Annotated in this window: 17 protein-coding genes; 8 read left to right on the top strand and 9 right to left on the bottom strand. The window is 50.6% G+C overall.

Annotation, left to right across the window (positions count from 1 at the left end; genetic code table 11):
* From ACKI61_RS01625 to ACKI61_RS01610, 4 genes are all read right to left on the bottom strand, one after another.
* Positions 1-1,779 (bottom strand): family 43 glycosylhydrolase (locus ACKI61_RS01625; RefSeq protein WP_407456067.1); only part of this gene is annotated, 1,779 nt, incomplete at its 3' end.
* Positions 1,780-2,020: 241 nt separating this feature from the next.
* The gene (locus ACKI61_RS01620; RefSeq protein ID WP_407456066.1) at positions 2,021-3,301 is read right to left on the bottom strand and encodes a hypothetical protein; all 1,281 of its coding nucleotides are present in this window, start codon (positions 3,299-3,301) and stop codon (positions 2,021-2,023) included.
* Between the two features lie 336 nt (positions 3,302-3,637).
* The gene (gene mdh / locus ACKI61_RS01615) at positions 3,638-4,579 is read right to left on the bottom strand and encodes a malate dehydrogenase (RefSeq protein ID WP_072978496.1); all 942 of its coding nucleotides are present in this window, start codon (positions 4,577-4,579) and stop codon (positions 3,638-3,640) included.
* A 628-nt stretch (positions 4,580-5,207) separates the two neighbouring features.
* Positions 5,208-6,311: a fibrobacter succinogenes major paralogous domain-containing protein gene (locus ACKI61_RS01610; protein WP_407456065.1), complete on the bottom strand. Its 1,104-nt coding sequence runs from the start codon at positions 6,309-6,311 to the stop codon at positions 5,208-5,210.
* Positions 6,312-6,536: 225 nt separating this feature from the next.
* On the opposite strand from ACKI61_RS01610, the gene ACKI61_RS01605 reads away from it, so the two are divergent.
* Together ACKI61_RS01605 and ACKI61_RS01600 are read left to right on the top strand one after the other, a co-directional pair.
* Entirely contained in the window at positions 6,537-6,683 is a 147-nt protein-coding gene (locus ACKI61_RS01605) for a hypothetical protein (RefSeq protein WP_407456064.1), read from the top strand.
* A gap of 2 nt (positions 6,684-6,685) precedes the next feature.
* The gene (locus ACKI61_RS01600; protein ID WP_295038451.1) at positions 6,686-6,973 is read left to right on the top strand and encodes a hypothetical protein; all 288 of its coding nucleotides are present in this window, start codon (positions 6,686-6,688) and stop codon (positions 6,971-6,973) included.
* Here the strand turns inward: ACKI61_RS01600 and ACKI61_RS01595 are convergent.
* Positions 6,970-7,863: a hypothetical protein gene (locus ACKI61_RS01595; RefSeq protein ID WP_407456063.1), complete on the bottom strand. Its 894-nt coding sequence runs from the start codon at positions 7,861-7,863 to the stop codon at positions 6,970-6,972. The two genes, ACKI61_RS01600 and ACKI61_RS01595, sit on opposite strands and share 4 nt — an antisense overlap.
* 28 nt (positions 7,864-7,891) lie before the next feature.
* On the opposite strand from ACKI61_RS01595, the gene yfcE reads away from it, so the two are divergent.
* Complete coding sequence (gene yfcE / locus ACKI61_RS01590) at positions 7,892-8,470, top strand: phosphodiesterase (RefSeq protein ID WP_407456062.1); 579 nt, start codon at positions 7,892-7,894, stop codon at positions 8,468-8,470.
* A 96-nt stretch (positions 8,471-8,566) separates the two neighbouring features.
* Here the strand turns inward: yfcE and ACKI61_RS01585 are convergent, their stop codons facing one another.
* A complete protein-coding gene (locus ACKI61_RS01585) occupies positions 8,567-9,313 on the bottom strand; it encodes an amino acid ABC transporter ATP-binding protein (protein ID WP_407456061.1) in 747 nt (248 codons plus the stop codon).
* Complete coding sequence (locus ACKI61_RS01580; protein WP_407456060.1) at positions 9,303-10,796, bottom strand: ABC transporter substrate-binding protein/permease; 1,494 nt, start codon at positions 10,794-10,796, stop codon at positions 9,303-9,305. Before ACKI61_RS01580 ends, ACKI61_RS01585 begins: the two co-directional genes overlap by 11 nt.
* A 77-nt stretch (positions 10,797-10,873) precedes the next feature.
* Between ACKI61_RS01580 and ACKI61_RS01575 the strand changes: the two genes are divergently transcribed.
* The 5 genes from ACKI61_RS01575 (at position 10,874) to argH (ending at position 16,442) form a co-directional block, all read left to right on the top strand.
* Positions 10,874-11,758, top strand: coding sequence for a TIGR01212 family radical SAM protein (locus tag ACKI61_RS01575; RefSeq protein WP_407456059.1), 885 nt, complete (start codon positions 10,874-10,876; stop codon positions 11,756-11,758).
* Between the two features lie 23 nt (positions 11,759-11,781).
* A complete protein-coding gene (locus ACKI61_RS01570; protein WP_407456058.1) occupies positions 11,782-12,306 on the top strand; it encodes an adenine phosphoribosyltransferase in 525 nt (174 codons plus the stop codon).
* A 3-nt stretch (positions 12,307-12,309) separates the two neighbouring features.
* Complete coding sequence (locus tag ACKI61_RS01565) at positions 12,310-13,359, top strand: nucleoside hydrolase (RefSeq protein WP_407456057.1); 1,050 nt, start codon at positions 12,310-12,312, stop codon at positions 13,357-13,359.
* 71 nt (positions 13,360-13,430) lie between these two features.
* Entirely contained in the window at positions 13,431-14,915 is a 1,485-nt protein-coding gene (locus ACKI61_RS01560) for an NCS2 family permease (protein WP_407456056.1), read from the top strand.
* 93 nt (positions 14,916-15,008) lie between these two features.
* A complete protein-coding gene (argH, locus tag ACKI61_RS01555; RefSeq protein ID WP_407456055.1) occupies positions 15,009-16,442 on the top strand; it encodes an argininosuccinate lyase in 1,434 nt (477 codons plus the stop codon).
* A 73-nt stretch (positions 16,443-16,515) separates the two neighbouring features.
* On the opposite strand, the gene ACKI61_RS01550 is transcribed toward argH, so the two are convergent.
* Both ACKI61_RS01550 and ACKI61_RS01545 read right to left on the bottom strand, forming a co-directional pair.
* Entirely contained in the window at positions 16,516-17,898 is a 1,383-nt protein-coding gene (locus ACKI61_RS01550; protein ID WP_407456054.1) for a clostripain-related cysteine peptidase, read from the bottom strand.
* A gap of 14 nt (positions 17,899-17,912) precedes the next feature.
* Positions 17,913-18,587, bottom strand: a complete 675-nt coding sequence (locus ACKI61_RS01545; protein ID WP_298770899.1) for a hypothetical protein — start codon at positions 18,585-18,587, stop codon at positions 17,913-17,915.
* Between the last annotated feature and the right edge of the window lie 65 nt (positions 18,588-18,652).

The following is an 18,652-nucleotide window of genomic DNA, read 5'->3' as shown; positions in this document are numbered from 1 at the left end:
CGGGTCGCCACACGGTGCTTGGTTGCAGACAACCTGCATCGGCTCAAAGATGAGATTCCCGAGAATCGCCTCGCCGGAAATTCCCGATGCCGTCAGGTACAGGTCCTTGATGCCGCGCAGGCCCATATCGCCCGAGCATTTCGCCGCAGACCAGCCGCCATCCATGAGAGATCTATTTGACAGGTCACATGTGAAGACCGCAGTCCCGTCCTTCTTGCCGTCGTGAATCACGATCTTACCCGACGAAGCATTCTTCACCTGAAGGAAAACATTGCCGATATCCTTGAGCGAATCCAGCACCACGTTCTCAAAAATCGCGTAACCGCCGTCCTTGATGGCGAACCCGTCGTCCTTCGTGAGACGCACGCGGATGCCGTTGTCAAAGCCGTTCGCGGGAATCGTATCGCGGATAATGCGCAAGAAGTCGATGCGGTCGAGTTCCGCAAAATTGCCGTTAGGCGAAGGCTCAATTTCGATGAAGTTGCCACCGCGCTTGAGTTTCGCAGGCAACATCACCACAGAATTTTCGGGGAACGTGCCCCAGGACCCCGTCGGCGGGAGCGTCACCGTCTGCGACTTGCCATTCACTGTCACCTTGTGCGTCGCGGCCGCATCGCCACCGTTCGCGTAGCGGTAACGCAGCAGGTAATCGCCCGCCTGCATAATGTTCATCGGCAGGCGAATCTTGGAGCCCTCGGTATTCACGTACGCGAGGTATTCCCCGTTCGAGGCCGTATTGCTGCGGGTAATCGCGAGGTCGCCCGAAACAGCGCGGGTCAGCACGCCATGCTCGACTTCGGCACTCAAGTAACGCCCGAGGAAGGGTTGTCCCATCTCGGCCCAGTTATCCTCGGTGAAGACGACATCACGTATATGAATGTGATTGTACTTGTCTCCGTTCAAGTCGTAGTAGTGGTGCACAAATCGCACGCGGTTCAGGTCCTGGAAGGCCTCGCCGCCTCCCGGGCCCACGTAGCGCCCGTAGCGTTCCAACAGAATCGTGCCGCCACCATTAGCCATGTCGTAGCCAGCGCGGTCTTTGTACGGACCAGTTACTTTGTCTGCACGGCCGTAAGCCGTCTTGTACGTTGTCTGCTCGATGTTTGCGCCCTGCTGGCAGCACTTGTCCCATGCGGTAAACAAGAAATACTGTCCGTTATGCTCAATCAGGCTCGGGCCTTCTTCGGCTCCACCGCTAGCCTTACTCGTACGGCGTGCAATGTTGTAGACCGTCTTGTCGTCGCTCGCCTGGTAGCCTGTCGTTGCGTCTAACTTAATCAGCTGAATGCCGAGCCCGAACGAACCGAAAGCCATCCAGTAATTGCCCTCGGTGTCACGCACCACGTCGGCATCGATGGCATTGTACTTATCCGTTCCTTCTTTGGTGTGGAAAACGTGACCATGGTCCTTCCAGCCGTAGCCCGTTGAGCCCGGCATAATCGATGTCGTCGATTGATAGCCGATAGCCGAATTGCGCACGCCGAATTCCGACACGCAGTAGTACACGCGGTACTCGCCGTTCATGTAGAAAACGTCGGGAGCCCAGATGCCCTCGGTCTTGGGCGCATAGGTGTAGGCCCACTGCGGAACCCCGCTCACTGTAGAACGATGGTCCTTCCACGTGTAAGCATCTTCGCTTGTCCACAGTTGCAGATTGTTGTTGGTGCTCATGAGGGCGTAGCCGTCCTCGAACCGTACCATGCTCGGGTCATGCCCGGGTTGCAAATTGTCCTTCGCGTACCAGTCGGCCGCAAAGGTTGCGGTGGTCCCCAACGCCATCGCAAAAAAACATAAATCACGAAATCCCAAGCACATAAAACACTCCCTGACGGTTTAACACTAATATACTTTTTATCGTTACGAAAGTCAACAAAAACTTTTTTATAAGTCTACAAATAACACTTATTTACACAAAATCAAACAAAAACAAACAATCGCATTCAAATAAAAAGTCTACACAAGACGTAAAAACAGAAAAGCCACCCCGCATGGGGTGGCAATAGCATTGATCAAGCAGATATTAGAGCTTGATTTCGGCGACCTTGGCCTTAGAAATGTCGGCTTCGACGCCATCGGCATTGACCGGAAGAACTACAAACTTGACGCTGGTAACATCTTCGTCGTAATCCAGCGGGTCAATCATGTAGTCTGTATCCGGAGCCAGGGTCGATCCAACGAGAACATAATCCGCACTGTTGTTTTCCCTTGCATAGATGTTGTACTTTGCGATAGTGCCTTTCGGTTCCTTCCAGCTCAGAACGATATATTCGTCGTCCTCGTCAAAAGCAGCCTTAGGATCCTTCACATTGTCCGGCCTTTCAGCAGCAGCATCACCGATCGAGAAGGAAGAGTTAAATGTCAGAGACGTTCCGTCGACAGAGACTACCTTACCCTTTACGCTATAAGAAACGTTCTTGGACCACTTGTCAGAGTACGGAGCGATAGAGATCGTCTTCTTGTCCTTGCTCAAGGACACTTCGGTCAGCACCTTGACACCACCCGTGGTCACCACCCAGATGTCGTTCGTCACGGAGTCGGCATCCAGTTCGGCAGAGTAGGTAATGGAGACGCTGGACGCAGAGTCAAGATCCTTCAGGTTGTCAGAAATCTTAATCAGCGGAGATGCGCCCAGAGCAAGCTTGATGATGTCGACATTGATCTGGTCACCTTCGCGGCAGTTAGCTCCGCAAATAGCCTTAACATCGTCGAGACCGGTATAGATCTTGGAAGAAATGGCTTCCTGACCGACATAGATTTCAACCGCGACTCCTTCCGGAAGATCTTCGAAAGAATATTCACCATTTTTGTCCGTCTTGGCGGTTACTTCGGACGGGACAAAGATTTTCGGCAACTTGGCATAGACCGTCGCTTCCTTGACAGGCTTCAGGTTGCCGTTCTCGTCCGTGTAAAGGACAACACCCTTGGCCGCCACACCGGTCTTGAACATCGGAATATCAACAATGGCATCGCCCACGCGAGCAACGTTACCCTGACCCTGTTCGGCAAGAGCGACCGTCGTCAAAATAGTAGCATAGCCTTCCTTGGAAATCTTGAAAGCGTGTTCACCAAGAACTCGGTCTTCCCAGACCGAGAGGCCCAGTTCGTCCGCGACTTCAGATTCATCATCCACGACAGAATAGACAGACGCATTGGCAACAGCTTCTCCCGAGTGGTTATCGACAATACGAACCGTGATCGTGGCCTTATCCTTGGCTTCATCGTTGACGTTGGTAACAGTGCTTTCGCAAGCAACCATAAAAGAGCCTGCGGCAAGTAGAGTTACGGGCAGTTTGAAATTCATGTAAACCTCCATAAAAAGATGTAGCGTAAATATAACAAAACATTTCGCTATTTCAACAAATTATCGCGCAAAATCTTAATTTTTTCATACAGAAAAAGTCCCCCGCATAAACCGAGGAGCTTTTTCAAAATTCTTCTATTGAAGATTATCATGAGCCATAAGCGACTCGTCTTAACGAGTCGTGTTGGCGAGAGAACCGGCTTCAGGGTACGGACTTAGCCGAGTTTAGCCGGTTCGGTCTTATTAGGTGTGAGCAACAAACGCCTCGTATCAACGAGGCGTGGTTGCGAGAGTGAGCGCTTTGGGTACGTACTTAGTACGATTGGGCGCGAACGGTTACGTATGAGCGTCGACCCATTCGGCGTTCTTCTTGCAAGCCTCAACGGACTTTTCGAAGGCGGCCTTTTCTTCGTCGCTCATCTTGACTTCGAGAATCTTCTCGACACCGTTTGCACCGACCACGACCGGCACGCCGCAGTAGAGGCCCTTCACGCCGTATTCACCGTTCAGCTTGGCAGCGCAAGAGAACACGCTCTTCTTGTCGAGGAGGTAGGCTTCGGCCATGTGGATGGCGGAAGTAGCCGGGCTGTAGAAGGCAGAGCCGCGGCCGAGGAGGTTCACGATTTCGCCACCGGCACCGGCGGTACGCTTGGCGAGTTCAGCGAACTTTTCCTTGCTCATGAGCTGAGAAACCGGGATACCGCCAACAGACACGCATTCCATGATGGAAACCATGGTGTCGCCGTGGCCACCCATCACGAGGGCCTTCACGTCTTCGACAGACACGCCCAGTTCGTCGGCCACAAAGCAAGCGAGACGGGCAGAGTCAAGCACGCCAGCCATACCGATGACCTTGTTGGCCGGGAGACCGGACTGCTTCTGCATGTTGTAAACCATAGCGTCCAGCGGGTTGGTAATCACGATGACGAAGGCATCCGGAGCGTTTTCCTTGATGGCTTCGGCAACGGTCTTGATCACGCCGCAGTTCTTGTCCAGGAGGTCGTCACGGCTCATGCCCGGCATACGCGGGAAACCGGCAGTCACGATCACGACGTCTGCGCCCTTGATGGCGGAGTAGTCGGTAGAGCCCTGAAGATCCACGGAAGAGTTGATGACAGAGCGGCCTTCCATAATGTCGAGAGCCTTGCCCTTCGGCATGCCCTGAGTCTGCGGAATATCGATAAGGACCACGTCGCCAAGATTCTTCTGGGCGAGCACGAGAGCCATTGTACCACCGATTTGACCAGCACCAACAAGTGCAATCTTCTTTCTAGCCATGATTTAACCTTCCTTTTAAGGTAATTAGATTTTCACGCATCAAATATAGCACTTTTTCGTGTTTCAGACAATGAAAAAGCGCCCCAAAAAGCCGAAAAACGGAAAAAATAAGCTAAGTCCATGGGGGGAAGCCTCCCCCTGGTTCGCACTTCGTTGCTCTCCACCCCCTCGCCTAAGGGGTTCCACCCCCTAAAACCCCCAGAAGTGAGTGCCGCAGCCAATGCACTTGTGCAATTGGCTATGGCCGAACGCAAGGGGGTTCTGCAAACCCCCGACTTCAAAAAAAAACGCCCACGGCTCCAGAGACGAGCTCGTCTCGCTCACATGGATTCGGCCTTCGGCCTCTAATGTTCGCTCAACGACTCATCTTCTTCCGCCTTAGGGCTGCATTCTAGCCGCCGAAATGTCTTCCCGGCCCCCGAGCCGGGATCACCTCTGGCCGCTTGCAAAAGAAAGCCCCGTTTTCCTATGCAAACTGCGCTCCGGCTCAGCCTGCACCGCACGCTCACATGGCCGTTCCGGAATGTTCGCTTTGCGGTCAGGCATTCGCCTCCGCTTTCGTCATTGTCTAGGCATAAAAAAGGAGCGATTTTTCAAGATTCGCTCCTGGTGGGATTAATTGTTAGAGTTAATCCTTTATGCAACGAATCGAGAAACCATCACTTTTACTGATGATACCCAGCCCAACTCCATTGCTGCGCGATAAACGCATATAGTTCGCATTATAAATATCATTTGCAGTAGAACACCAGAAATACGCATTGAGGCCATCATCGTTGTAATCCCCATCAACGTATCTAGCTCCAGCAGGAAGCGCAGAGAAACCGAAGGAGTCTGAGCCATTACCGCTTACATTGTTATAAGTATTCCAACCATTGGAGGATTTTAGCATTGTGCCAGGGGATGTTTTGCCACCCACAGCATCAGTCAGTTTTTCCCATTCATCTTTGCTTGGCAGGTGCCAACCCAGCGGGCATATTCCGTAAACCGTATCGGGCAGGGTGCAGTTCTTATCAAAACCACAGTCCAACGGATTATCTATATCAGTAGCGAATTTTACCGAGTCAATTGCTGCAGACCAGGTGTATAAACGACCATATTTATTGCATAATTCAACAGAATTGTTGTAACACCAACTCTTTCCCATCAAACTAGCTGTTTTTGAACTGTCTGCGTAGTTCAAATTTTCAGCCATCCACCATTGCTCACCAATTTTCACCGTTTTATATGTTTTACCATCTCTTTCATCGTATAATGTTCCGTAAATGCAATTGTCTTCTGTTTTTGTCTTACATGGTTGGACTACAGAGCTACTTGACACTTCACTCGAAGAACTTTCCACAACCTTTTCGCTGCTGCTGGATTCTACAGGTTTCTCGGAACTGGAGGATACATCGTTCTTTTCGGAACTTGAAGATTCTTGAACTTTCACCGAACTGGAAGATGGTTCAACGGTCGTTGAACTGGACGATTCTTCCGCTACACTGCAAGAATACACTTCGGCGGGTTCGGTGTTCTTGCCGCTACTGGACTCTGTAGATTTCTCGGAACTGGAAGATGCTCCGCTTTCGACCGAACTGGACAAGCCTTCGCTTTCAACCGAACTCGAAGATTCTTCTACATTCACAGAACTCGACAAAACTTCATCGACACTCGACGAAGACTCTTCGGCAACCTGCACCGGCGACTTGTCGCTAGCTTCATCGCCGCAAGCAACCAGCAACCCAACCACAACACCAATCATCAAGAATTTCTTCAAAGCCATAAGCACCTCTCCCGCTAAATATACATTTTAATTCTATCCGCAAATATCTTTTTACATCAAAATTTTCCCACAAAGGCCCCAAATCAGCGTGTATATATAGAGATAGGGACCGTCCCTATTCGCCTGACGGAGGTTCATCCGCCTTCCCTACATCTTGATTATGTTGACATATTCAAGATTAAAATATATATTATGGATAACACATTCAAGGTTATAAAACTTGATGCCGTAAATAGAGAAATTACAGAATTGACGCAAGAACAACAGAACCTGTTGAAAAGTCAAAAGACGCCAAAGGATAAAGTCAAACTTGCAAAACAACGACTGAAAGAGGTGTAACAATGCAGTATGTATATATCAAAGATTCAGAAGGCTATGTTTCCAAGAAACTGAAGTCTGAAGTTTGCAAGGGCGAAAAAATCATATCGGAAAAGGCTTACCTGAAAGCCTCGGGGCTCGCTTACTACGAAAAGACCTTCGGACATGGCGGTGCAAGGGAAAACGCTGGTCGGAAGTCGAAATTTTCTCAGCCCTTAAAAATCCAGATGCGGGTTACAAAAGAAGAAAAAGATTTCATCTCTTATGCCCGCGAACACGGATTAATTCTTGCCAATCTGATGAAAGTCTAAAACAAGTCCAGCGAGCTGTCGAGGTAGATTTCTTCGCGGACTTGGAGCTGGAATTCGGGTTTGGTCATGTAATAGAGCAGAAATTCCAGGATGATAGCGCTGCCGAGGCTGCGGCCTTCGATTTTAAAATGGCGGAACCCTTGCGGGGCGTACACGTTTTGGATGTCATTGATTCCGATAAAGCCGGGATTTTTCATGGCGTCAGAGAAGCGGTAGCCGCGCCCTGCGTTCGGCGAGGCACAAACGTGGTCTTCTTGAGTTTCGCCAAGGTTCTTTTGGCTCACGTTCTCGTAGCACTTTTTGCGGTCTTGGCAGCCGAACCAGCAACATTCATTACACAGGAATTCGACTTTTTGCTTTTCTGCAGGCGTTAGCGCGTTGAGTTTGGCGAATTGCTTGTTGAGCCTGAAATCCGGCACCACGTAGCGGAAATCGTCGCGGTCCAGTTCTGCTTCGAAGCGACTAAATTCTGTCAGCACCTTCGTCGTGGACGACACGAAATAGAATCCCGGATACTTCGCCTTGATATAATCGAGCAACAAATCCGAATGAACAATAACGCCGCTCGGGGCTGCCCCATTTTTCTTGAACAGGGCGCACAGGGCGTTGCATTTCTTGTCGGCAAGATGTTCTTCACGGAGCAAGGAATTGCTGAAGGTCAAGCGCGCCGAAATGCCGTATTCCTTGGTGAGTGCGGCTACGGCCTCGGGGTCTGCATCGCCAAATCCGACGCGGCCACCACCCCAAAGGCAATCGCTGGGCGCACCGTAAATGGAACCGATTTCACACCAGTCGTAAAAGTATTCCCGATGCTCGCGGAACAGCGGCAAGAACGCCTTGTACAGGTCATAAAATTCGAACAGGCCGGGAAGGTGGTAGAAAACGCTCATCACCTTAAATAATAGCTATATTATTGGCATGCGCACTCTAGTTCTTTCTGATATTCACGGTTCTGCGTTCGCCTGCAAGATGGCGCTTTCTTACCTCGAAAAGTTCAGTTGCGAACGAGTCTTTTTACTGGGCGACCTCCTTTATCACGGCCCCCGAAATCCGCTGCCCGGCGGGCACGACCCGCAAGGAGTTGTCGAGCTTTTGAGCCCGCTCAAGGACAAGATTACCGCCGTCCGCGGAAACTGCGACGCCGAAGTGGACCAGATGGTGCTCGGATTCCCCTGCCTTGCCGACTACGCCGAATTCGAGGAAAATGGGCTGCGCCTGTTTTTGAGCCACGGTCACCTCTACGACCCGTACCTGTTCAGCCACTACAAGGCCGACGTCTATTTTTCGGGCCACACGCACATCTTTACTGCCGAAAAAAACGCTGACGGCGTCTACTGCCTGAACCCCGGCTCCACGAGCCTGCCCAAGGGCGGAAACCCGCCGACCTTTGGAATTTACGAAACCTTCGGCGAAGGCTCCACCACTCCCCCGCGATTCAGCGTACACCACCTGGAAACCGGCAAGGAACTTGCGAGCGTGGAAATTGTTGTTAAATAAGTAGAAATGGAGATCCCCACCTTGGTGACCATGCGCACTAAGCACCAAAGTGCTAAGTGCTGTCCGCCCGCCTGCGCGGGGATGACATAAGAGGGATTATTTCTTCAGTGCCGAGAGGAATTCCTTGAGGCGGGCATCTTTCGGATTGTCGAAGATTTGTTCGGGGGTGCCGTCTTCCTTGACGTAGCCGTCGGCAAAGAACAGCACGCGGTTGGCGACTTCGCGGGCAAAGCTCATTTCGTGCGTCACCACGACCATCGTCATGCCTGATTTAGCCAAGTCCTTCATGATCTTGAGGACTTCGCCGACCATTTCGGGGTCCAGGGCACTGGTGGGTTCGTCGAACAGGATTACCTCGGGCTGCATGGCCATGGCGCGGGCAATCGCCACACGCTGCTGCTGGCCGCCGGAGAGCTGCGCCGGATAATGATCTGCCCTATCCAAGAGACCGATACGGTCCAAGAGTTCCTTCGCACGCTTTTCCGCTTCGGCTTTGGTCATGAGCCCCAATTTCATCGGAGCGAACATGATATTCTTGAGGGCAGTCATGTTCTTGAACAAGTTAAACTGCTGGAACACCATGCCCACGCGCTTGCGAACATCAGGCTTCGAAAAGCCCTTCACCAAGATGCTCTTGCCGTCCAACAAAATGTCGCCGCTAGTCGGAGTTTCAAGCAGATTTAGCTGGCGGAGGAAAGTGGACTTGCCGCAGCCCGAAGGCCCGATAACCGCAATCACGTCGCCGCGATGAATGTCAAGCGAAATTCCCTTGAGAATCTGCTTGTCGCCGTAAGATTTGCAAAGGTCCTTGACCTGGATTAAAGTTTCTGCATTAGCGTTCATTTTTCTTCAACCTCTTTTCAAGCTTTGCAACACAGGCCGAAAGCCCGGCAACAATGACAAAGTAAATGGCAGCCACGGCAAGGAGCGGAAGCATTGCCTCGTAGGTCATGCTACGGATAATGTCTCCACCGCGGGTCAAGTCCATCAGACCAATGTAGCCGCAAATGGACGTTTCCTTGATGAGCGTGATAAATTCGTTCGTGAGCGCAGGAAGCGAGTTCTTGAACGCCTGCGGGTAAACGATGCTGTAAAGAATCGTGCGGAACTTGAGTCCGAGACTGCGCCCCGCCTCGACCTGTCCCGGGTCTACGCCCTTGATGCCGCTACGGATAATTTCAGAAACGTACGCCCCCGAATTCACACCGAATGCGACAATCGCTACCAAAATCTTATTCACATTCACCGAAGCGAAAACGATGTAGTAAATGATGAGCAACTGGATCATCATCGGCGTTCCGCGAATCACGGCGAGGTAGACTTTAGCAAGCGCGTTCAGCACCTTGTAGCGACCGTTGAATTCGTTGCCGGTGCGGATTTGCGCCACGATAAAGCCAATCAGAATGCCGAGCAGTGCAGCAAAGAGCGAAATGATGAGCGTGTTACGGAGGCCCAGAGCAATAAACTTCCAGCGGGAATCCTTCACGAAATTCTTGCGGAAATGGTCAGCAAAGCTCTCGTCGTTTTCCACCGCCTCGTCGCCGCGGACAATCACGACAATTTTCGAGAGCGTATACGGAGTCGTAAAGTTGATGGACTTCTTGCGTTCCTCGGTCACGGTAAAGCCAGCGAAGCCGACATCCGCCTTGCCCGAAGAAACAGCGTTGATAATCGCATCGAATTCAATGTCCTGAATTTCGACGGTACGGTTCAGGTAGTCGGCGATGTAGTTCACGATTTCGATATCGAGGCCGACAATTTTTGCATTTTCGTAGTATTCGTACGGCGGGAACTGGGCATTGGTCGAAAGCACGAGTTTCGGGCCTTCGGTCACCTTCTTTTGATAATGGTAGTTGCCGGTGCGGTAGATGTAGGTGTTAAAGAGCGAATCGTAGACACCATCTTTTTTCATGGCAGCGAGCGCCTGGTTCACGGAATCGAGCAAAGCCTCTTTGCCCTTCGCGACAACCCCCGCGTACATTTCTTCGACAAAGACTTCGTCCAGAATGCGAAGCGACGGATTTTCTCGCACGAACGCCTTGGCAGGCTGATCATCGCTCAAGACCGCGTCAATTTTCCCCTGCTTGAGCGCCTGGATGGCATCGGCAAGTTTCGTGTAACGGTCCACGTCGATTTTTGCCGTATCGCCGCCGAAATCGGACGCGTAAATATCGGCGGTGTTGCCGATTTGCACGCCCACCTTCTTGTGGCCGAGATCATTGACGCAGTGGACTTTATTGGGGATTACCGCCTGCTTGCTTTCGCAAGAAACCAGGGCGAGCGCGTAAAACGCTAAAAAAATGGGGAGGAGGATTTTTCGCATCATTTTCACCTTGGGTTTAAATTTAGAAAATTTCCGCCACCCCGCAACATTCCGACCTTCGGTTTACTATCTTTCCCATTATGCATTACACTCCGTACCGCGATTTGCTACTGAAAATTTTCCCGAATTACCTGAAGGTGCGCAAGCTCCCGCTGAACGGTGGCATGAGTTGCCCGAACCTGGACGGCACCAAGAGTTTTTCGGGTTGCAGCTATTGCAACAACAGGAGTTTCAGTCCAGTATTTGACCAGGCGAAGGTTTCGATTCAGGAGCAGCTCGACAAGTTCGTGCCAAGGCTCCGCGAAAAACACCCGAACGCAGGCATCTTGGCCTACTTGCAGCCGTACACGAACACGCACGCCCCGCTCGAACACCTACGCGGAATCATAGACCCAATTATCAAGCATAAAGAAATTGCAGGCCTCGCTATAGGTACGCGCCCGGACTGTCTCGAAGACGAAAAGATTGAATACCTCGCGGAACTCAACCGCAAAAAGCCGATTATCGTTGAAATCGGCCTGCAGACCGCAAACGATTTGACACTCGCCGCCATCAACCGCAGGCATACTCTCGCCGAATTCGTAGATGCCGTCAAGCGCTGCCAGGCGGCGGGACTTACCGTCACGACGCACGTGATCGTGGGGCTGCCCGGCGAAACCATGGAAGATTTCAAGCACACCGCCCAAGTGGTACGCGACTTGAAACTTGCCGCGGTCAAGATTCACCCGTTGCACATTGTGGCGGGTACCGTGATGGCGCAGGACTACGCAAACGGTGAAATCAAGCTCCTGAATTTTGAAGAATATTGCGAAGCGGTCGCCGAGATGATCAAGATTATCGGTTTTGAAACCGCTATCGAACGCTTTAGCGGAGAAAGTCCGAGCGACATGCTCATCGCCCCCGACTGGTGCGGCGAAAGGGACAAAATTATCGCGACTGTGGAAGGAATTTTAAGTAGGCTGTAGACAGTTGGAAGTAGGACGCCATTATGAAACGAATTGAAGACTATATTATCTCTGTACCTAATTTTCCTAAGCCAGGAATTCTTTTCCGCGACATCACGGGAATTTTGGGCGATGCCGATGGACTTAAGCTGACACTCGACACACTCTACAAGTCCCTAGAGAAATATGAATTCGATGTAGTGGCGGGTCTAGAAGCCCGCGGATTTTTATTCGGAGTCTCTGTCGCAGAACATTTCCACAAGCCTTTCGTGCCTGTACGCAAGAAAGGCAAGCTCCCCCGCAAAACCGTCGAAATTTCTTACGATCTGGAATACGGACAGGCCACCATGGAAATCCACAAGAACGCCATTCAACCCGGACAGCGTGTAGCCATCATCGACGACTTGCTCGCAACAGGAGGGACCGCGAAGGCTGCCGCTCAGCTTATAGAAAATGTCGGCGGGAAAGTGGCCTGCTGCGCCTTCGTCATTGAACTCTTTGACCTAAATGGGCGCGAAACGCTCAAAAGATACCAGGTAGAATCCCTAACATCGTTTCAAGGACACTAAAAAATGAAAAAAAATCTCTATCTATGCTTCTTTTCAGCCTTGATACTACTAGCCTGCGCCGACGACAGCAGTAGCGCAAAAGCCGATTCTGCGGAAAAAAATGATTCCGCAACCGACACTCCCCATATCATTCTGGATACCGACATTGGGTCTTCTACCGACGACCTGTTCGCCATGCAAAACCTATACGACTGTCATAAAGAAAAAAAATGTAAGCTTTTGGGAGTTGTCGTGGACCGCATGGGAGAAAACAACACCATCATCGCCGATGTCATGAACACCTATTTCGGACTTGGCGAAATTCCAATCGGACTAGAACGCAATGGAGTCAAGGATCCGAAAGTCTGGATTGACTATGCAGAACTCCCGGCCGACACCAATGCAGATGGGACTCTCATGTTCGAACGCAGCGTCGACGACTACTCAAAGATTCTTGACAGCTATAAGCTATACCGCAAGTTGCTTGCTGATGAACCGGACCATTCCGTGACTATCGTTTCAACCGGATTTGTAACTTCGCTGGCCAACCTGCTCAATTCAAAGGCCGACGAGTATTCAGACTTGCCAGGTGTAGATCTCGTAAAGGCAAAAGTTAAAAATCTTTACATTATGGGAGGTGTTTTTGGCGATGCTGAAGAATCCGACTACAATTTCAGGCAAGCGATAGATTTCAGCCTTGATTTTTTCAACCTTTGGCCTAATGATGTTCCCCGCATTTTCTCTCCGGGCGAAGTTGGCGACGGCATTGAGTACACTCCAGAACAAATTTTCAATGACATCTCATGGACAGACGCCCATCCGATTAAGCAAGTCTACTTGAACAATGATTGCCGTACGGGCCAAAAAATGTGGGATGTCATGCCCGTATTGAACGCCGTTTATGGGGATTCTCTGTTCAATATTTCCGATAAGGGCCGCGTTACTTTTAACAAAGATGGCATAACCACGTTCACCAAGGATCCCAAAGGTAACGATCGTTATCAAATCAAGGGCGACAAACAGTGGAATGCCGACATGTTGCAGCGCATTAGAGACGTCAACCAGAAACATTAGGCTAAATCAACACCCAAACTCCCCGGTGAAAATACTAAACAGGCTTTCAGGATTCTAAAAAGAAGGTATACATGAAGGAGAAAAACAAGACTATTGCTCGCTGGAAGAATCGGGAACTACGAAAGGAAGGAATGATTCTTGAAAAATTTTTCAAGCTATCCGAAAACAACACGAACATCCATACCGAATTTCTAGCGGGACTCATTACATTCATGACCATGGCCTACATCCTGGCCGTGAACCCGGAAATTCTGTCCGCATCAGGAATGCCCAAAGGCGGTGTTTTCATCGCAACCGTGATCGCAGCCGCCATCGGCTCGGCCATGATGGGATTCTTTTCAAACTATCCCTTCGCGCTTGCCCCGGGTCTTGGTATCAATGCCTTCTTTAGTTACACCGTTGTCAACAGCATGGGCTACAGCTGGCAATTCGCCCTTTGGGCTGTCTTTATCGAAGGCATCATTTTCTTGTTGCTCAATGCAGTTTCAATACGAGAAAAAATATTCAACAGCATTCCCCTTTCGCTTAAGGCAGCCGTTGCGGTGGGCATAGGCCTACTCATCGCCTTCATTGCATTGCAGGGCGGAAAAATTATCGTCGCAAACAATAACACTATCGTGGGTCTCATCAACTTTCACGATGTCGACATGCACACCAGCGGAATTTGGGCCCTTCTCACCCTGCTCGGCATCATCATCACATCGGCTTTTGTCATCAAGGACATTCGAGGAGCCATTCTTCTTGGAATTTTTGCGACCTGGCTGCTCGGCATTGTCACCGAATTTGTTGGAATCTACGTTCCGAATCCCGAAGCCGGATTCCATTCCGCGATTCCGCAGTTCGGTGATTACCTGGACAGTCTTGGACACGCCTTCCGCGAATTCGGAATCACCTGCGGTGCACTTTTCAATCCGGAATCCTGGACTCATACCCGCGACGGCGCCATCATTGGACAGGGCATCTCGCTCATCAAGTCACTCGACTTCATCGTCGTAATATTCGCATTCCTGTTTGTAGACATTTTTGATACCCTAGGTACATTGATAGGAGTTTCTGTCAAGGGAGGCTTCCTGACCGAAGACGGCAAGCTTCCCAACCTTTCCAAGGCGCTCTATGCAGACGCTATCGCCACCACCACAGGAGCCATTTGCGGAACCTCGACCACGACCACCTACGTAGAAAGCGCAGCCGGTGTCGCCTACGGCGGAAAGACTGGCCTCACCGCCGTCTCGGTCGCTCTGTTCTTCTTGCTTTCGCTCCTTTTTGCCCCCGTATTTATGGCGATTCCGGGCTTTGCAACAGCCCCCGCGCTCATCATGGTCGCCTACTTCATGATGACCTCCATCGCTAAAATTGACTGGACAAACCCGAGAGAATCGATTCCCGCCTTTATCTGCATGATTGCCATGCCGCTCTCCTATTCCATTTCGGACGGCATCATGTTCGGCGTTATTTCTTACACCTTGATAAACGCTCTCACCGGCAAGATCAAGAATGTCCACTGGGTCATGATTGTGCTCACCGCGATATTCTTGCTCAAGTACGCTTTGATGTAGGACTAATTCGGAGTTCGGAATTTTGTTTTCCGAATTACTAGCAAAATTTTAAATATCTATATTTAGGCAGAAGAATTTTTGAGGACTTGAATTATGGCAAAGACTAGCGCAAAGAAATCTGAAAACAAAGCCAAGAAAGGCACCCAGACCAACATGTGGACCGGCCGTTTTGCTAGCGGCATGGCGCAGAGCATGGTGGATCTGAGCTTCAGCCTGCAATTCGACGCCGAACTCATCGAAGAAGACATCGAAGGAAGCATCGGCCACGGCAAGGGCCTGGTAGAATCCGGCGTGTTAAGCAAGGCCGACTACAAGAAAATTTGCGACGGACTCGCCAGCATCCTCAAGGATTACAAGGCCGGCAAGAACCTTTGGCAGGAATCTGACGAAGACATCCACATGGCCGTAGAACGCGTACTCACCGAACGCATCGGCGCCCTCGGCAAGAAGATTCACACGGGCCGCAGCCGTAACGACCAGGTTTGCACCGACTTCAAGCTTTACATGCGTCACCGCGCCGCCGAAATCCGCGCCCTCGAAGTTTCTTTGATGGAAACGGTTCTCGACCTCGCGAAGAAATACTTCGGCAAGATGATGCCGGGCTACACTCACCTGCAGCAGGCACAGCCCATCTACTTCAGCCATTACCTGATGAGCATGTTCTTTGCCGTGAGCCGCGACGTGAAGCGCCTCGACAATTTCTTGGAGCTGCACAGCGAACTTCCGCTGGGTAGCGGCGCCATGGCCGGTTCCGCATTCCCCTATCACCGTGCCCTCGTCGCAAAGGAACTCGGATTTAACGGCGTGAGCCCCAACAGCATCGATGCAGTGAGCCACCGCGACATGATGCTGGAATTCGAAGCCGATTTAGCGATTATCGCGAACACCATGAGCCGCTACGCCGAAGACTTTGTAAACTGGAGCACCAGCGAATTCGGCTACCTCACCTTGCACGACGCATTCTCTAGCGGATCCTCGATGATGCCGCAGAAGAAGAACCCGGATTCCATGGAACTTATTCGCGGAAAGTCCGGCCGCATGCTCGGTAACTTCAGCGCCCTCTACACGCTGGTGAAGGGTGCCCCGCTCAGCTACAGCCGCGACCTGCAAGAAGACAAGGAACCGGTATTCGACTCTGTGCATAACGTGAAGGTGATTCTCCGCGTGATGAAAGAAGCCCTGGAAAGCGCACGCTTCAATTTCGACAAGATGCACGCGAAGATGCTGCCGGCGCTGCTGGCTACCGACCTCGCCGATCTTCTCGTCGAATCCGGCGTGCCGTTCCGCGATGCCCACCACGTGGTCGGTAGCCTGGTCGGCGAAGCCGCCCGCCAAGGCCTCGAATTCACAGACCTTAGCGACGAGGCCTGGGCAAGCGCCGGCGTCCCGAACGTGAAGCAGATGAAGAATACGCTCACCTTCGAATATAGCGTGAGCCGCCGTAACATCGAAGGTGGCACCGGTCCCAAGTCCGTCAAGCAGCAGTTCGTGAAGGCAGATGCGATTCTGAAGAAGTTCAAGAAGTAACTTCTAGACAAGTGAAATTCAAAAACCGGATTCCTATGGAACCCGGTTTTTCATTTGAATGCATTTTTTTTCTTTATAGCAAATCCTGACCGGTGGGATTTCCTTTGGGAGCATGAGCGTTCACATTCAACCAATTTCCCCAACCAGATTCCTTGTGGAAAGTCGTCAGTTCGTAAGAGTCACGCTTTTTTGCTTTAGTAAAACTCATTCCGCTGTTGTAGGTTGCGCTATCTACCAGAACTACGGATAGCGAGAAATGGTCCAGTGGAGCATCCTTCGCAAAATGTGCTTCCATACGTGCAAGCGTCATGGAATCAAACGCGTTATCCAAATCTGCCGAAATTTTTACCAGGGAGTCATCCTTGGTTTCTTCTGCAAGTTTTCGCGCATAGTCCCTTATGTCGTACAGGTAATATATGTTCGCCACCCTGTAGCACTTGTCTGCGGCTACGTCTATGGAGGGCCTCATTTTTTCATCTGCGTAAAGAGCAACAAGGCGGCTAGACAACCTTTTCACGATTGGCGTCAAGTTCGCCAGCTTTTCTGCTTTCAGAAACTGGAAATCCCCATTCTGTTCCCCGGGGAGATATTCCGTTTTCCAGGCCACCTGCACATCCCTATTTTCAAAGGCTCCCTTGACAATTTCTTCAAATTTACCATCTTCGTCATGGGTCAATATATCCACAATTTCAGTCATTAGCTCCCCCCGCGAAGTCATAAGGGAATGTTCCGACACCATCACGTAATCTGCATAGGGGTAAATTTCCTGCATGGATTCGAGGTTTCCCATAAGGCAGTTATGGAAAAGAATTGCCTTAAAATGAGGAATCTTTGATTTCTTGATTCCTGTGGCGAATTCTTCCATGGTCATGGACTCATTATACCCATACTCACCATAAGTAACCCATTCATCCTCCATCACGGACATCACCGCCTGTTTCGCCAGGCTTCCGCGCTTGGATTTTGGGTAGTCGCTCTCAAAACTGAATCCCTCCCCATGGGCTTCCAGGAAAAAGAGGTATTCCTGAGCCGGCAAGCTGTCGTGTGCGTAGTTAATCACTGAAGCCAAATAATCCGGATCATAGAACTTGATGGAGTCCTTTACAATGGCTACAGAATCTTTCATGGAAGACAAGTCGGTATTCCTCGTGAGTTCAAAGAACAGCAACTGTCCGGGGTATGCCATGGTTCCATCAAAGTCTTTGCCATCCAAGCCATATTTATAGACGACCAGGACACGGACATCTTTTTCGTCTCCGATGACATCCCTGACATCTTTCATCGTCGCCTCGATACTCCTTTCCATGTCCCCGCCATTCTGGCCATAGATAATGACCGTATAACGGGCGATGCCTTCGGAACTAGCTGAACTGGAAGAATCATCGGAACAGGCCACAAGGGCAAACAGCACAAGGAACAAGGCCATGCGCAAGAACGGCGAAATAAACCTTACCATATCACAGAGAATTCCTATTTAGTTTCGACTTTTTGAAAGGGGGCTAGTTCTTCGCAGGTCTTGCCCTTGTCTTCATCCGAGTAATAATTTACGACAATCGTATCAAAGCCGTTATCGTCATCGCAGGTTTGCACAGGTTCTTTTTCCACGGAGGCGCACCCGTCGATAAATTCTATGTCCTTGTCATCACTTGCAAACTGCATCACGCTTGATTTCAATGTAGCGGCGAGTTTATACTCTACGCACACCTCCATTTTTTTGTTATAGAAAGACATTACCTTGGTGCTATCCACGACAATATCTTCCTCAATGTCAAAATCATCATCCTCTTCTTCATCGTCTGCAAGCAATTCTTCGCAGCTTTGCTTGGCCACAGTCTTGTCATAAACGAAAATGGACGAACCATCATCGGATTCGCAGGTATTCTTAGCGTTTTGAGCATCGCAACCCGTTTCTTGCCAGGAGGCTTTCAAGGTGAGCCCCCCCTCAGTCAAGTCAGCGCACTCTTCTGCAACGGAATCCTTTGCCGATTCCGGGGCCTGCATGCATAGATAAGGAATCAATTCGTCTTCCATGACAACCGACATAAGGCAAGATACCTGGGGTTCATCAGAGGACGAGGAATCGTCGGAACAAGCAACCATAACAGAAGTGGCTACGGCAAGACACCCAAAGACTAGTTTTTTCATTGGACTTCCTTTTTTAAAGGTGGAACGCTTTTTCAATAAATAACAATAATGCGGGAACATGTCAA

Origin of the sequence: Fibrobacter sp., assembly GCF_045601785.1 — a bacterium.
Classification (GTDB): domain Bacteria; phylum Fibrobacterota; class Fibrobacteria; order Fibrobacterales; family Fibrobacteraceae; genus Fibrobacter.
Note: the sequence above shows the minus strand (reverse complement) of the source record. Positions and strands in the feature narration are given on the sequence as shown.

Bases quoted from the DNA above. Each gene is read 5' to 3' on its own strand.
- ACKI61_RS01580 (WP_407456060.1), bottom strand. From the start codon at position 10,796: ATGATGCGAAAAATCCTCCTCCCCATTTTTTTAGCGTTTTACGCGCTC.
- ACKI61_RS01560 (WP_407456056.1), top strand. From the start codon at position 13,431: ATGAAGGAGAAAAACAAGACTATTGCTCGCTGGAAGAATCGGGAACTA.
- ACKI61_RS01600 (WP_295038451.1), top strand. From the start codon at position 6,686: ATGCAGTATGTATATATCAAAGATTCAGAAGGCTATGTTTCCAAGAAA.
- ACKI61_RS01550 (WP_407456054.1), bottom strand. From the start codon at position 17,898: ATGGTAAGGTTTATTTCGCCGTTCTTGCGCATGGCCTTGTTCCTTGTG.
- ACKI61_RS01605 (WP_407456064.1), top strand. From the start codon at position 6,537: ATGGATAACACATTCAAGGTTATAAAACTTGATGCCGTAAATAGAGAA.
- yfcE (WP_407456062.1), top strand. From the start codon at position 7,892: ATGCGCACTCTAGTTCTTTCTGATATTCACGGTTCTGCGTTCGCCTGC.
- ACKI61_RS01570 (WP_407456058.1), top strand. From the start codon at position 11,782: ATGAAACGAATTGAAGACTATATTATCTCTGTACCTAATTTTCCTAAG.
- ACKI61_RS01575 (WP_407456059.1), top strand. From the start codon at position 10,874: ATGCATTACACTCCGTACCGCGATTTGCTACTGAAAATTTTCCCGAAT.
- ACKI61_RS01545 (WP_298770899.1), bottom strand. From the start codon at position 18,587: ATGAAAAAACTAGTCTTTGGGTGTCTTGCCGTAGCCACTTCTGTTATG.
- mdh (WP_072978496.1), bottom strand. From the start codon at position 4,579: ATGGCTAGAAAGAAGATTGCACTTGTTGGTGCTGGTCAAATCGGTGGT.
- argH (WP_407456055.1), top strand. From the start codon at position 15,009: ATGGCAAAGACTAGCGCAAAGAAATCTGAAAACAAAGCCAAGAAAGGC.
- ACKI61_RS01585 (WP_407456061.1), bottom strand. From the start codon at position 9,313: ATGAACGCTAATGCAGAAACTTTAATCCAGGTCAAGGACCTTTGCAAA.
- ACKI61_RS01565 (WP_407456057.1), top strand. From the start codon at position 12,310: ATGAAAAAAAATCTCTATCTATGCTTCTTTTCAGCCTTGATACTACTA.
- ACKI61_RS01595 (WP_407456063.1), bottom strand. From the start codon at position 7,863: ATGAGCGTTTTCTACCACCTTCCCGGCCTGTTCGAATTTTATGACCTG.
- ACKI61_RS01620 (WP_407456066.1), bottom strand. From the start codon at position 3,301: ATGAATTTCAAACTGCCCGTAACTCTACTTGCCGCAGGCTCTTTTATG.